This window comes from Urbifossiella limnaea, assembly GCF_007747215.1.
GTDB classification, from domain to species: domain Bacteria; phylum Planctomycetota; class Planctomycetia; order Gemmatales; family Gemmataceae; genus Urbifossiella; species Urbifossiella limnaea.
Window position 1 is genome coordinate 248,755 of record NZ_CP036273.1, and the last position, 14,515, is coordinate 263,269.

Here is a 14,515-nt window from a genome sequence, read left to right on the forward strand (position 1 = left end):
CGCCCTCGTGGTGTTCGAAAGCGAACCACAACGCATTCCCGGTGCCGCAGCCGGGCGTGGCCGATTTCGTGGCGAAACCGCTCGCCCGGCCGCCCGGCGGGTGGTGCCGCGGCGGTCACCGTGGTCGCGCGGCGGCCACCCTGGCGACGCCCGGCTCGCCGCCGGTACAACACCCCCGTCCCCGCGCGGAGGTCGTCATGCCCGGGTTCCGCCTCCGCTACCTCGGGCCGGTCGTCCTCACCACCCTGTGCCTCGTCTCGCTCTGCGGCATCACCGCCGTGTCGTTGTTCTACCAACAGGCCGCCGTCACCCGGGTCCTCCGCGAGGAGTTCACCAGTCGCAAGGCCGCGTCCGACCTGCGCGGCACCCTCAACGTGCTCATCGCCCTGGAGACGAACCACGTCGAGACCGTGTCCGACCTGCACGCCCGCGCCCAGGCCCAGATCGCCCAGACCCGCCGGCACGCCGACACCCCGTCCGAGCAGAGCCTGACCGACCGGATGGGCGACGGCTTCGGCCAGTACCTCCATCTGTGGCAGACCCTGCCGCCGCCCGCCGCCGCCGACCACGAGGCCCGCGTCGCCGACGCCACCCGCTTCCTCGAAGCCCACGTCCTGCTGCCGTGCCGCGAGCTGGAGGAGTACAACGACAGCCGCGTCGAGGAGGCCGTGCGCGAGCACGAACAAACGCTCCGCAACATGGTCTGGGGGCTGGCCACCGTCGCCGGCCTCGGCGGGTTCGCCGGCGTCGTGCTCGGGTTCGGCGTCGCCCGCGGGCTGAGCCGGTCGATCCGCCGGCTGGAGGTGCAGATCCGCGACGCCGCCGGCAAGCTCGGCCCCGACCCGGCCGAGATCGTCGTCACCGGCGACGGCGACTTCCACGGCCTGCACGCCCAACTCGACCAGCTCGCGGGGCGGATCGAGGAGGCGGTGCAGACCATCCAGCAGCGCGACCGCGAGGTGCTCCGGGCCGAGCAGCTGGCGGCCGTCGGCCAGCTCGCCGCCGGCGTGGCCCACGAGATCCGCAACCCGCTCACGTCGATCAAGATGCTCGTCCAGGCCGGGCTCGAGGACGGCGGCGGCCTCACCGCCGCCGACATGCGCGTCATCGAGGGCGAGGTCCGCCGCACCGAGCGGTCGCTGCAAACGTTCCTCGACTTCGCCCGCCCGCCGAAGCCGCGGCGGGAGCGGTTCGACCTCACCGCCCTGGTCGGCGGCGTCGTCGAGCTGATCCGCGGCCGGGCCGTGAAGCAGCGCGTCGCCGTGGCCGTGGACACGCCGCCGGCGGTGACCCTGACCGGCGACGTGGAGCAGTTCCGGCAGGTGCTGGTGAACCTGTGCCTGAACGCCCTCGACGCCATGCCGACCGGCGGCCGCCTGACGGTGGCGGTGCGGCCGCGGCCGGGCCGCGTCGAGGTGTCCGTCGACGACACCGGGCCGGGCATCCCGCGGGAGATTCTGCCGCGGCTGTTCGAGCCGTTCGTCAGCTCGAAGGACACCGGCCTGGGGCTGGGGCTGGTCATCTCGCGGCGGATCGCCGAAGATCACGGCGGGACGATCCTGGCGTCCAACCTCCCCGGCGGCGGGGCCGGGTTCCTCGTCACCGTCCCCACCACCCTCCCGGCGAGACCCGATGCCGACCCTCCTGGTCGTTGACGACGAGGCGAGCATCCAGCACGCCTTCCAGCGCGCCTTCCGCGACGCCGACGTCACCCTGCGCACCGCCACCACCGCCGCCGAGGCCGTCGCCGCCCTGGAGGCCGACCCGCCCGACGCCGTCGTCCTCGACGTGAACCTCCCCGACGCCTCCGGGCTCGACACGTTCCACCGCCTCCGCAAGGTCGACGCCCGCGTGCCGATCATCCTCGTCACCGGCCACGGCACCGCCGACCTGGCCATCGAGGCCATGAAGGAAGGCGCCTTCGAGTACCTCCTGAAGCCGCTCGAACTCGCCGAGCTGCGCGACCTCATCGGGCGGGCCGTGCGCTCCAGCCGGCTCATGCGCGTGCCCGCGGCGATGCCCGAGGTCGAACCCGCGCCGGCCACCGGCGACCTGCTCCTGGGCCGCTGCCCGGCCATGCAGGAGGTGTACAAGGCCATCGGCCGCGTCGCCCGGCAGGACGTGACGGTGCTCCTCCTCGGCGAGAGCGGCACCGGCAAGGAGCTGGTGGCCCGCGCCATCTACCAGCACAGCAACCGGGCCGAGCGGCCGTTCCTGGCGGTGAACTGCGCGGCCATCCCCGAGACGCTGCTGGAGAGCGAGCTGTTCGGCCACGAGAAGGGGGCGTTCACCGGGGCCGACCGGAAGCGGATCGGCAAGTTCGAGCAGGCCACCGGCGGCACCATCTTCCTCGACGAGATCGGCGACATGTCGCCGCTGACGCAGGCGAAGGTGCTGCGGCTGATCCAGGAGCAGCGGTTCGAGCGCGTCGGCGGCACCGAGACCGTGCAGACCGACGTGCGCCTCGTCGCCGCGACCAACTCCGACCTGGAGAAACTGGTCGAGGCCGGGCAGTTCCGCAAGGACCTGTACTTCCGGCTGAACGTGTTCACCATCCGCCTGCCGCCGCTGGGCGAGCGCGGCGACGACGTGGTGCTGTTGGTCGAGCACTACCTGCGGCGGTTCGGCCGCGACCTGGGGAAGCCGGTGGCGCAGCTGGCCCCGGAGGCGCTGGCGGCGCTGCGGGCGTACCAGTGGCCGGGGAACGTCCGCGAGCTGCAGAGCGTGCTGAAGCAGGCGCTGCTGCGGATGCGCGGGTCGGTGCTGGCCGCCGACTACCTGCCGCCGCACGTCCTCGGCCTGCCGCCGACCGCGGCGCCGGCCGGCGCGGCGTTCGACTGGGACGCGTTCGTGGCCGACCGCATCGCGGCGGGGTCGGAGGAGCTGTACGCCGAGGCCGTCGAGCGGATGGAGCGCGAGGTGCTGGTGCGGGTGCTGCGGCACACCGGCGGCAACCAGTTGCAGGCGGCGAAAATCCTCGGCATCACCCGCGGCAGCCTGCGGACCAAGATTCGCGCCCTGGGCATCACCATCAACCGCGAGGTGTGGTCGGACGACGACCAGGGTGAGGGCTGAGGAACCAGAGGGATGAGGGATGAGGGATGAGGGATGAAGCCGGAACCGGGGCCGAAGCCCGGGTTTTCCTTCATCCCTCATCCCTCATCCCTCATCCCTCATCCCGTCCCGACGCGGCACGGCCCGTGCTTTCCCCCGGCGCACCCTGTCCGCCGAGGCGCCCCCCGTGGCCAAGCACCCGTCGCCGCCCCCGCCGCCGCTCGCGCCCGGCATCCTGGCGAACCTCCGGTACGACGCCGTCGCCGGGTTCCTCGTCTTCCTCATCGCCATGCCGTTGTGCCTGGCCATCGCCCGGGCCAGCGGCTTCCCGCCGATCGTCGGCATCTGGACGGCCGTCGTCGGCGGCGTCGTCTGCTCGCTCCTCAGCAACTCCGAGCTGACCATCAAGGGGCCGGCCGCCGGCCTCATCGTCATCGTCGCCGGGGCGGTCAACGAGTTCGGCGCCGAGTTCGGCGCCGGCCTCCCCGACGCCGAGCGGGCGATGGTCGGCTACCGGATGGCCCTCGGCGTCGGGCTCGTCGCCGGCGTCATCCAGATCCTGTTCGGCCTGATCCGCGCCGGCCGGCTCGTCGACTTCTTCCCGCTCACGCCGGTCCACGGGATGCTGGCGTCGATCGGCATCATCATCATGGTGAAGGAGGCGTACCAGGTGCTCGGCGCGACGCCCGAGCGCGGGGCGGGGCCGCTGAAGCTGCTGCTGAACCTGCCCGGCGCGGCCCGCGACCTGAACCCGGAGATCGCCGCCATCGGCCTGATCGGGCTGGTCATCCTGTTCGGCCTGCCGTGGATCCCGCTGAAGGCCCTGAAGCGGGTGCCGGCGCAGCTCGTGGTGCTGGTCGCGGCCGTGGCCCTCGGGGCGGTGTTCGACCTGGAGCACCGGCACACGTACCTCTTCCCGAACCACTTCTGGGACGCCGACCACCCCGACGTGTACGAGGTCGGCCCGCGCTTCCTGGTGGACATGCCGGACGTGCTGGCGAACCCGGCCGCCGCGTTCACGCTCCCCGACTTCCGCGGGGTGGCGTCCGGCACCGGGCTGAAGTACGTCGTGCTGTTCACCCTGATCGGCAGCCTGGAGTCGCTGCTGAGTGCGAAGGCGATCGAGCTGCTGGACCCGTGGCGGCGCAAGACCAACTTCGACCGCGACCAGCTCGCCGTCGGCATCGCCAACACCGCGGCCTCCACCATCGGCGCGCTGCCGATGATCTCGGAGATCGTGCGGAGCAAGGCGAACATCGACAACGGCGCCCGGACGCGGGCGGCGAACTTCTGGCACGCGCTGTTCCTGCTGGCGTTCGCGCTCCTGTTCGCCGACCTGATCCACCGCATCCCGCTGGCCGCGCTCGGGGCGATGCTCGTGTACACCGGGTTCCGGCTGGCGTCGCCGCGGGAGTTCGTGCGGACGTACCGCGTCGGCAGCGAGCAGTTCCTCGTGTTCGTGGCCACCATCGTCACCACGCTGGCGACCGACCTGCTGGTCGGCATCGGCACGGGGATCGCGCTGAAGTTCCTGTTCCACCTGCGGCACGGGGCGCCGCTGTCGGCGATGTTCAAGTCCACGGTGGACGTGGTGCCGGAGGGGGACAAGCTGGTGGTGCTGGTGGTGCGGAAGGCGGCGGTGTTCTCGAACTGGCTGGGGGTGCGGGCGGCGATCCTGAAGGAGGCGGAGGGGCGCGACGAGGTGGTGCTGGACCTGTCGCACACGCGGCTGGTGGACCACAGCGTGATGGAGAAGCTGCACGAGCTGGCGGGCGCGTTCGAGGCCGTCGGCAAGCGGCTGGTGGTGATGGGGCTGGAAGCGCACGTGCCGCTGTCGGCGCACCCGCAGGCGGCGCGGAAGAGCTCCGGCGGTGTGCCGGTGGCGAGGTAGGGCGCGGCCGCGGCCCGCCGGCCTACTCCGCGTACAGCAGGTGTGCCGCCCGCCGCTCCGCGAACGCCGCCTCGCCCGCCTCCCACGCCGCCGCCAGCTCCGGCCACGGCACCCCGGCGTCGAGCCCGCGCCGCTCGCGGTCGCTGCCGAACAGCAGGTCGATCGCCGGCCGGTCGCGCACGAACTCGTACTCCTCCGTCCGCCACGCGAACCCTGCCGCCGCCCCCAGAGCAGCCAGCACCGCGAGCCCCGTCCGCACCGGCCGGAACGCGCGCCGGTCGGTGACGTGCAGCTGCACCCCGCCGCACTCCTCGCCCGCCCACTTCTGGAACGTCGGCCGGAACCACGCCGGCCGGAACCGCACCCCCGGCAACCCGTCCAGCTGCCGCGCCAGCGCCACGGGGTCGATCGTCGGCCCGCCGCAGAGCTCGAACGGCCGCGTCGTGCCGCGCCCCTCGGACTGGTTCGTCCCCTCGATCAGGCACCCGCCGGGGTACACCACCGCCGTCTCGACCGTCGGCATGTTCGGCGACGGCAGCACCCACGGCAGGCCGGTTTCCTCGAAGTACATGCCGCGCCGCCAGCCGTCGCAGGGGATCACCGTCAGGTCCACGCCGAGGCGGCGCTCGGCGGCGTACAGCCGGGCGAGTTCGCCCATCGTGAGACCGTGCCGCGTCGGGACCGAGTGCGGGCCGACGAAGCTCTCGAAGCCGGGATTAATACCCGGCCCTTCGACGGCGCCGCCGAGCGGGTTCGGCCGGTCGAGCACGACGACCGGCAGCCCGAGCGGCGCCGCGGCTTCGAGGCAGAACAGCATCGTGGCCTGGAACGTGTAGTAGCGGCTCCCCACGTCCTGCAGGTCGATCACGAGCGCGTCGAGCCCGGCGAGCTGGGCCGCGGTCGGCCGCAGGCTCTCGGCAGTGGCGCCGTAAAGGGAGTGAACCGCGACGGTGTCGGCGACGCCGATCAGGTCCTGGGCGGTGCCGTGGAACCCGTGTTCGGGGCCGAACAGGGCGACGAGGCGCGTCGCGCCGGCGAGCAGGTCGGCGGCGTGGCGCAGCTGCGAGTCGACGGAGGCGGGGTGGCAGACGAGCCCGACGCGGCGGCCGCGGAGGGGGGCGAAGTCGGCGTCGCGGAGGGCGTCGAGGCCGGTGCGGACGGTCGGCGTCACAGGATCGGCGGGGTGTAGGGGCGGCCGAACAGGGCGGCGTACTCGGCGCGGAGCGCGGGTCGCTCGGCGGCCGCTTCCACGCGGTAGACCAGGCTGCGGGCCACGCTCTCGCGCAGCGTCTCGCCGCGCATCACGGTATGAACGCCGGCGAGGAGTGCTGCGTTTTCGGCGTGGGCGTCGAGGAAGCAGTCGGCGGTGTCGCCGAGGCCGATGCGGCCGGTGGCGAGCTCGTCGGTGAGGCGGTTCACGGCCGCGGTCGCCGCGTGGAGGGCGCGGCGGCGGGCGTCGAGGTCGTCGGGCGCGGGCGGCGCCGGCGGGCGGGCCGCGAGCAGCGCGAGGACGCCGGTGAGCACGAGCAGTACGGGCACGGGCCGCCGGGATTGCGTCACGGGCAATCCTCCGCGGGGGGAGAGTGCGAGTCACCCGCTTATACGCGACCCCGGCCGAAAATGGGACACGAATTTCCGCGCGTTGCGGGCCCGGCCCGGCGGCGGTTGACTCCGCGGGCGGCGGGCGTAACCCGTCACCGTCCCCGGAGGCCGCATGTTCACCCGCGCCCGGCAGCTCCTCGAACTCGTCCGCTTCAGCCACACCGTGTTCGCGCTGCCGTTCGCGCTCCTGGCCGCGGCGCTGGCGTGGAAGGACGAGCCGTTCCGCGCCGCGGACCTCGTCGGCATCCTGCTCGGCATGGTGTTCGCGCGCTCCGCCGCGATGGCGTTCAACCGCCTCGCCGACCGCCACATCGACGCCCGGAACCCCCGCACCGCCGGCCGCCATCTGCCCGCAGGGCTGCTGGGCGTCGGCACCGTGTGGGCGTTCACCGTGGCCTGCGGCGCCGGGTTCGTCGCCTCGACGCTGCTATTCCTGTGGCGCGAGCCGGCGAACCCGTGGCCGTTGTACCTCAGCGGGCCGGTGCTGCTGTTCGTGTGCGGCTACTCGCTGGCGAAGCGGTTCACGAGCCTGGCGCACGTGTGGCTCGGGGCGGCGCTGATGCTGGCCCCGGTGGCCGCGTGGATCGCCGTGAAGGGGCTGACGGACCTGACGGTGCCGCTGATCCTGGGCGCCGCGGTGATGGGCTGGGTGACCGGGTTCGACATCCTGTACGCCTGCCAGGACGCGGCGTTCGACACGGCGGAAGGGCTGCACAGCATCCCGGCGCGGCTCGGCGTGGCGCGGAGCCTGCGGGTGGCGGCGGCGTGTCACGCGGGAATGTTCGCGCTCCTGGTGGCGCTGGGGTTCGCGTCGCCGCACCTGGGGGCGGTGTACTTCGCGGGGCTGGCGGCGGTGGGCGCGCTGCTGGTGTACCAGCACGCGCTGGTGCGCCCGGACGACCTCTCGCGGGTGAACCGGGCGTTCTTCCACGTCAACGGCGTCATCAGCGTGGGGCTGCTGCTGCTCGTGCTGGCTCAGCTGGCGGTGCGCTGAACTCGACCCGCACCGTCTCCCCCGCCTTGCCGACGACCGACTGCGTGCGCTCGACCGGGGTGCCGTTCTCGACCCACCGGGCCGTCAGCTCGTAGCGCACGTCGCGGCCGGCGTCCGTCGGCGGCGACTCGAACACGCGGTCGGCCCCGGCCTGCGCCGTCTTCACGCCGTCGACGTACAACTCGGCGCCCGCGGGCACGCTCACCCGCACTGTCAGGCAGCTGCCGGCCGGCGCGGCCGCGACGACGCCCGGCCCGCCGGCCGGGGGGTACACGCTGACCGAGGTCGGCAGGTGCCGCGGCGACGCGCGGTACGGGCCGACCCAGCCGTACGTGCCTACGCCGAGCCCGAGCACCGACCGCTTCGGCAGATGAACCGGGTCGGGGTTAGAGATCATCGCGGGAATCGGCCCGTACACGGGGACCGGCGGCCGGTGCGGGCCGGGGCCGTGCGTCCAGAGGCCGCCGAGCGAGCCGCGATAGCCGGGCCAGCCGGCGAACGGGTAGCTCGTCGTGAGGTACGGCCCCGGCGGCAGGTTGTGGTACTGCCAGTCGGCGGGCGGCGTCGCGTAGTCGGGCTTGTGTGGCCCCGCCGTCGCTTCGCCGGGACTGACCAGCGCCCCACCAATGACCCACCATTGACCCAGGAAGACGGCCGCGGTCCGGGCTCTGAGCTTGGTCATGGGTGGGTCGTTGGTTATTGGTCGTTCCCCCTAAATGGGTCGGCCCGCCGGGCGGATCGCTCCACCCGGCGGGCCGATTGTGTTGACCGCGTCGGCGGTCAGTCCCGCGTTCCCGGCACCACCCGGCGGACCGTCCCGATCCGCCCATCCAGCGTGTGCCCGGCCACCACCACTTCATAGCCACCCGCGGCCGGGCCGGGGAAGAACGACAGCGTCGTCGTGCCGTCGGTCGGCAGCACGATCAGCGGCCGCCACAGCACCGTATCCGGGTGGGCGTCACCGGCGGCGGGCCGCGGGGCGGCGAACTCGCGGACGGCGAGCGGCGGCACCCACGGCACCGCCGCCCGCATCCGCTCCAGCGCGGCGTCGGGCTGCTTCACGTCGGCGAGCATCACCGCGATCGGTGTCGCCAGCCGGCCCGCCTGACCCAGACCCAGGTGCGGGTCGTCGGCCGAAGCTGCAGTAGGTGCGGCGGCCGAATTCACCCGCACGGCCGGGGCCGGCGGCGACATCCGCATCTCCGCGACCGGCCGTGGCGGCGCGATCTCGCTGTCGGGGATGGTCACCGGCGGGGCCGGCGGCGTCTTGTCCGGGATCGTCTTCGGCCCGAGCTTCTGCGCGCCGACGCTCGAGAAGAACGGCGACTCCGGCGGCTCGACCTGGCCCTTGGCGTTCACCTTCGCCACCTGCGGCGGCGGCGCCACCGGCATGCTCGGCGGCGCGCCCGTCGAGGCCGCGGGTGGCGTCACCGTTTCGGCGAGGGCGTAGTCGGGCGCGTTCGAGCCGTTGGCCATCTCGCTGAGCGTCAGCGCCAGCAGCCCGGCGCCGGCGGCGCTGGCGCACAGCGGCACCAGCCCGCGGACGCCCTTCGGCCGCACGTACCCGACCACCGCCGCCCCGGCCGCGAGCACCGCCAGCAGCACCGCCCCGACGCTCACCCAGCCGCGCGCCGCGACCAGCCCGGCGGTCGCCTCTTCCGCCGCGGCCGCCAGCGCAGCCGTCTCGCGCCGCCGCGCCTCGTAGGCCGCCACCAGCCCGGCCACGTTCGCCGACGCGGCCGTCCGCTCGGCCTGCGCCGCCTGGAGCCCGTCCACCGCCGCCTCGTACTGCGGCCAGTGCGCCTCGTACACCCGCGCCGGCTCCGGCCCCACCGGCGCCGAGCCCGTCATCGCCAGCAGCCGATCGACCTTCGCCCGCAGCGCGACCGGGCCGGTGCCCTGCTCCGCGAAGCGCCGCCAGCCCTGCGTCGCCAGCACCAGGTCGAGCCCGGCGGCGGCCTGCGGGTGGTCGGTCAGCAGGAAGTCGGCGTGTTCCAGGTCGTCGGGCGCCTCTACCTCGCCCGCCAGGAGGAAGTGCGTCGGCAGCGACCGGTCCTTCGCCCCGGGGGCCGACGCGCTCGCCACCGCCGCCGCCCACACGACCGCGGCCGCGGGGTTCCCCTTCTCGTCGGTCGCCGTCACGCGCAGCGTCGTCTCGCCGGGCGAACCCGCCTCCATCGGCTTGAGGTCGAGCTTGAGCACCTCGGCGGGGCGGCGGAAGGCGAGGCGCTCGGCCACGGGGCGGAGGCCGGCGCCGTCCTCAAACACGGTCAGCCGCACGACGCCGCCGCGGGCGTCGGCCCCGGCCAGCAGCGTCAGCTCGACCGGCTCGTTCGCCTTCGCGGCTACGGCCTTCGTGTCGGACAGCCGGCCGCGGGTGTAGGCGCCGACCACGAGGTTGCGCGGGCCGCCCGCCGACACCAGCCTCACCCGCACGGCCTGACCCGGCCTGGTAACAGGATCGAGAACGGTCATCGCCACGCCGTCGGCGGCCGCGGCGGGCAGCTCGAACGACTTGCCGCCCCGCTCGTCGAGCGCCAGCGCGTAGCGGGCGCCGGCCGCCGGGGTGAACGTGATGACGCCGAGGCCGCGGGCCGTGAGCGCCTCGCGGGCCGGCTCCTCGACCTTCGCCACCGGCCCGGCCGGGCCGGTTACGGTGCCGCGGACGCCGACCGGCACGCCCGTCACGGACGTGGCGCGGACGTAGACGCGGTTCGGCACCCCGGCGACGAGCGTGCCGCCCTCGGGGAAGAATTCGACGACCACGTCCTTGCCGGCGACCGGGATCCGCGCTGCGACCGACTCGGCGACGCCCCCTTGGGAGACGGTCACGCGCAGCCGGGCGTCGCCGCGCGGCATCTCGGCCGGGCCGGGGAGCACCAACTCGATCCGGGCCTTGCCGGCCGCGTCGGTCTTCTTGTCGAGCACCTTCACGATCACGCTCGCGGAGCCGTCGGCGGTGGCGACGGCGTCCACCGTCGCGCCGGCGACCGGGGTGCCGCCGCTCTTCACCTGCACCGTGGCCGTGGTCTTCGGCCCCACGGCGGCGTCGAACGCGATCGTCTTCTGGAACCGACCCGTGGCGCCGGTCTCGACGCGGACGGTGCGCGTCACCGGGGCCGTCATCGCGGGGCTGCGGCCGCCGCGGCCGGGCACTTCTGCCAGCGTCAGCAGGTACTCGCCCTCCGGCAGCCCGGCCGGCAGCACCACCTCGCCGACGCCGACGCCGCGGACCGTCCGGCCGTCCGGCCCCAGCACGGGGGTCGTGGCGCCGCCCGCGGTGCGGACCACGCCGGTGGTGCCGTACACGGTCGTGCCGGGGATCTCGGTGCCGTCGCGCTTGCGGAGTGACGCGGCGAGCGCCTGCTCGTGCGGCGGCGGGAGGAACGTGGCGCGGTCGAGCGTCAGCGACCGGAACCGGACCGTCTCGCCCGGCCGGTACGCGGCGCGGTCGGTCACCAGCATCGTGGCGTACACCGGGCCGAACAGGCGGACCGGCTCGAGCAGGTCGGCCCGGGCGCCACCCGGACCGGTCGTGCTGACGGCGAACACGAGTTCGGCGCCGGGCGCGACGCCCTTCCACACGTCGGCCGGGACGCGGACCTTGTGCTCCTGGTTCGTGTCCTTCGGGTTCAGCGCCTGGGTGTAGACGACGGCCCCGGCGGCGGTGCGGACCTCGGCGGCGACGGACCGGCCGGCGAGGGCTTCCCCGTTCGGCCGCAGGGCGACGACGAAGTCGTTCGGCGCCCCGGGCTGGACGGACGCCGGACGGGTGACGGTCACCTCGGCCGGCCTGGCCTTCGCGGCGGTGTCGGCGGCGCGCTCGGCGGCGGCCCACGCCGCCAGCGCGTCGGCGGTCGCCCCCCGGGCGGCGGCGTACCTGGCCTCGGCCGCCCGCTGCTGCATCGCGACGGCCGTGACGATGTTTGCGGAACGCCTCGCCTCGGCGAAGGCGGCGTCGGCCGGGCCGCGGCGGGCGGCCGCCTGCTCGTTCACCCGGCTCATGGGGATCAGCGTGGCCGGGACGAGCGCCCACACGGCGGCGGCGACGGCCCACCGCCCCCACACCCGCTCGCGGGCGCCGGCGGGGGAAGCGTTGGCGAGCGACGACGGCACGGCGTCGGCGGGCGGAACGAACCGGACCTGCGGGAACGAGTGGCGGGCGGCTCGCGCGAAGAGGCCGGCGGCGCGGGCCTCGGCGGCGCGGGCGGCGGCGCAGGCGGCGCACGTGGTCAGGTGCGCGTCGACGGCCGCGGCCTGGGCGGGTTCGAGGAGCCCGTACAGGTGGTCGAGCAACAGGGGTTGGCAGTCATTGCACCGCATCGGCTACCGTCCTTCCCCCTGGGCGTCAGGGGTGGTCCTTTCCGGGCGGGGTTCGGCCGCGGCCCCGGGCTTGCGAGTCGGGGGGTCGCGGCGGGTCCGCCCGCGTGTCGATCACGTTCATCCCGGCGGCTCGGCGTCCGGACCGGCTTCCGGGTTTAGCACCTTGCGGAGCTTCTGCAAGGCCGCCCGCATCTGCGTCTTCACGGTGCCCACCGGGGCGCCGCGCTGCTCGGCGATCTGCTCGTAGGTGAGCTCGCCGTTCTGCCGCAGCAGGAACACCTCGCGCTCTTCCGGCCGCAGCCGGGTGAGCGCGTCCCGCAGTTGGGACACCGTCTCGCGGTCTTCGAGCGAGTCGCCGGGCGGGCCGTCCCGGTTGGGCGTCATCAGGTCGTCGTCCGGCAGGGGCCGCGACTTCCGCTTCCAGGCGCTCCGTTGGTGGTCCTTCGCGGCGTTCAGGCCGATGCGAAAGATCCAGGCGCGGACGTTCACCACGTCGTCCATCGTGTGCCGGCTGCGCCAGCACTTCAGGAACGCCTCCTGGGCGGCGTCCTGGGCGTCGTCGGCGTTGCCGATGACGTACAGGAGGGTGCTCACCAGTTCGTCCCGAATCTGGTTGAACAGTGCGACCAGGGCGTCGTCGTCCAAGCGGGCGGGTACGGCCCCGCCGGGTGAGGGGGGGTGCGGGGCCGGCCGGTCGCTCGGAGTCGGGCCGGGCTGGGCCATCACACTCCTGCCTATCCGACGATCCCGGGTCGGGCGGGGATTGGAGGAAAAATGAGGAGTCGATCACGGAGCGGCCCCGCGGGGGGCGTTCGGGCATGGTACGATCCGGTCGGGCAAGCTGGCAAGGCGGGGGGAGCAATGCCGGCGGCGGGCGCGGGGTGCCCCGCCGGCGCATCCGGTGCAGCTGTCCCAGGTTACGAAGGGAACGAGTCGCCGCATGCGACGTTGCAGCGCTGCAACGCCTCATGCGGCGGAAGAATTACACCTTCGCCAGCTCCTCGTCCACCAGCCGGCGCACCACGTCGTTCGGGGCGCCCTTGTTCGCCTTCATCACGGCGCCCACGATCGACATCTTCGCCGCGTCCTTGCCGCCCTTGAAGTCGGCCACTGCCCGCGGGTTCGCCGCGATCGCCGCCGCGACCGCCGCCCGCAGCGTCGCCTCGTCGAAGGAACTGGCGTCCTTCACGCCCTCCAACTCCATCGCCTTCTCGACCGGCACGCCGTCCGCCAGCATCCGCGCGAACGTCTTCCGCCGCGGGTCCTGGCCCACGCTCGCCGTCTTCTTCAGGAACGCCGCGAAGTCGGCGGCGGCGACCGGGAACTCGTCGATCTCCTCGTGCCGCTCCGTCAGCGCGGGGTAGACGAGGTCGCTCATGCGGTTCGCGGCCGCCTTGCCGTCGCCGATCGCGGCGGCCACCGCCTCGAAGTACGCGACCGTGCGCCGCCCCTTCGTGGTGAGCACGTCGGCGGCCTCGGCGGGGAGGCCGTACTGCGTCTGGAGCCGCAGCCGCTGCGCCTGCGGCAGCTCGCCCAGGTCGGCCTTCACCGCCGCCAGCTGCTCCGCGGTCACGACCACCGGCACGAGGTCCGGGTCGGGGAAGTAGCGGTAGTCGGCGGCCTCCTCCTTGTGCCGCTGCACCTCGGTGCGGCCCTTCGCGTCGTCCCACCCGGCCGTGGTCTTCAGCACCTTGCCGAAGCGGTTGTTCTCCGCGTCCTTCAGGAACGCCTCGTACTGCCGCTTCGCCTCGTAGGTGATCGCCCGGCCGACGCCGCGGAAGCTGTTCAGGTTCTTGATCTCGACCAGGGACGTGGCCGAATACCCCTCCGGCCGCGACGGGTCGGGGATGTGGACGTTCACGTTCGCGTCGCAGCGGAGCGAACCCTCCTGCATCTCGCAGTCGGACACGCCGAGCTCGCGCATCATCAGGCGGACCTCGTCGAGGTAGGCCATCGCCTCCTCGGGCGTGTTCATGTCCGGCTGCGACACGATCTCCAGCAGCGGCGTGCCGGTGCGGTTGAGGTCCACCTTGGTGTCGCCGCCGCGGCCCGACTCGTCGTGCTGGTTCTTGCCGGCGTCCTCTTCGAGGTGCGCGCGGATGATGCCGACGCGCTTGGCGGTGTAGCCCTTCTTGGGGTCGGGGTGGACGTTGATGTCGAGCCAGCCGTCGTGGCTGAACGGCAGGTCGTACTGGCTGATCTGGTAGTTCTTCGGCAGGTCGGGGTAGTAGTAGTTCTTGCGGTCCCACTTGGTGAACCCGGCTGCCTGCCCGGGGTGGCTGGCGATGCTGCAGTTGAGCGCGAGCGCGGCCTTGAGCGCGAGGCGGAACGCCTCGGCGTTCATGACCGGCAGCGACCCGGGGAGGCCGAGGCAGACGGGGCAGGTAGCGGTGTTCGGCGGCAGCCCGAACTTGTTGAGGCACCCGCAGAACAGCTTGGTCTTGGTGAGCAGCTGGACGTGGACTTCCAGCCCGACCACGATCTTGTACGGCTCGGCCATTCTCGCCCCCGTTCGCCCTGGCGGTGAACGGGTATTCTAGCGGCGAAACCCGATTTTTTGACAGGATGAACTGGATGAAGCAGGATGGAAAACAAAGACAGAAATCAATTTAAATCGTGTCTTTGTTTTCCATCCTGCTTCATCCAGTTCG

Annotated in this window: 10 protein-coding genes; 4 read left to right on the forward strand and 6 right to left on the reverse strand. The window is 73.4% G+C overall.

All coding sequences use genetic code 11. The features are described from left to right. The first annotated feature begins 197 nt into the window (after positions 1-197). From ETAA1_RS01115 to ETAA1_RS01125, 3 genes are all read left to right on the forward strand, one after another. A complete protein-coding gene (locus ETAA1_RS01115) occupies positions 198-1,655 on the forward strand; it encodes a sensor histidine kinase (protein ID WP_202920574.1) in 1,458 nt (485 codons plus the stop codon). Then, a complete protein-coding gene (locus ETAA1_RS01120) occupies positions 1,633-3,075 on the forward strand; it encodes a sigma-54-dependent transcriptional regulator (RefSeq protein WP_145233538.1) in 1,443 nt (480 codons plus the stop codon). The genes ETAA1_RS01115 and ETAA1_RS01120 overlap by 23 nt, the downstream gene beginning before the upstream one ends. A gap of 166 nt (positions 3,076-3,241) precedes the next feature. Then, positions 3,242-4,945: a SulP family inorganic anion transporter gene (locus ETAA1_RS01125; protein WP_145233540.1), complete on the forward strand. Its 1,704-nt coding sequence runs from the start codon at positions 3,242-3,244 to the stop codon at positions 4,943-4,945. A gap of 22 nt (positions 4,946-4,967) precedes the next feature. Here ETAA1_RS01125 and ETAA1_RS01130 read toward each other — a convergent pair whose 3' ends face one another. After that, the gene (locus tag ETAA1_RS01130) at positions 4,968-6,116 is read right to left on the reverse strand and encodes an exo-beta-N-acetylmuramidase NamZ family protein (protein ID WP_145233541.1); all 1,149 of its coding nucleotides are present in this window, start codon (positions 6,114-6,116) and stop codon (positions 4,968-4,970) included. Beyond that, positions 6,113-6,505 carry a hypothetical protein gene (locus ETAA1_RS01135; protein ID WP_145233543.1) on the reverse strand — a complete coding sequence of 131 codons (393 nt, stop codon included), beginning with the start codon at positions 6,503-6,505 and terminating at the stop codon, positions 6,113-6,115. The genes ETAA1_RS01130 and ETAA1_RS01135 overlap by 4 nt, the downstream gene beginning before the upstream one ends. A 154-nt stretch (positions 6,506-6,659) precedes the next feature. Here ETAA1_RS01135 and ETAA1_RS01140 point away from each other — a divergent pair, with 154 nt between their 5' ends. Beyond that, complete coding sequence (locus ETAA1_RS01140) at positions 6,660-7,541, forward strand: UbiA-like polyprenyltransferase (RefSeq protein ID WP_145233545.1); 882 nt, start codon at positions 6,660-6,662, stop codon at positions 7,539-7,541. On the opposite strand, the gene ETAA1_RS01145 is transcribed toward ETAA1_RS01140, so the two are convergent. The 4 genes from ETAA1_RS01145 to gatB form a co-directional block, all read right to left on the reverse strand. Next, the gene (locus tag ETAA1_RS01145) at positions 7,492-8,223 is read right to left on the reverse strand and encodes a TIGR03000 domain-containing protein (protein WP_145233547.1); all 732 of its coding nucleotides are present in this window, start codon (positions 8,221-8,223) and stop codon (positions 7,492-7,494) included. The genes ETAA1_RS01140 and ETAA1_RS01145 overlap by 50 nt on opposite strands. A gap of 98 nt (positions 8,224-8,321) precedes the next feature. Beyond that, positions 8,322-11,864: a zf-HC2 domain-containing protein gene (locus ETAA1_RS01150; protein ID WP_145233549.1), complete on the reverse strand. Its 3,543-nt coding sequence runs from the start codon at positions 11,862-11,864 to the stop codon at positions 8,322-8,324. A 117-nt stretch (positions 11,865-11,981) separates the two neighbouring features. Beyond that, positions 11,982-12,509, reverse strand: a complete 528-nt coding sequence (locus ETAA1_RS01155) for an RNA polymerase sigma factor (protein ID WP_238389342.1) — start codon at positions 12,507-12,509, stop codon at positions 11,982-11,984. Between the two features lie 337 nt (positions 12,510-12,846). Beyond that, positions 12,847-14,364: an Asp-tRNA(Asn)/Glu-tRNA(Gln) amidotransferase subunit GatB gene (gene gatB / locus ETAA1_RS01160; protein ID WP_145233552.1), complete on the reverse strand. Its 1,518-nt coding sequence runs from the start codon at positions 14,362-14,364 to the stop codon at positions 12,847-12,849. Positions 14,365-14,515: the final 151 nt, after the last annotated feature.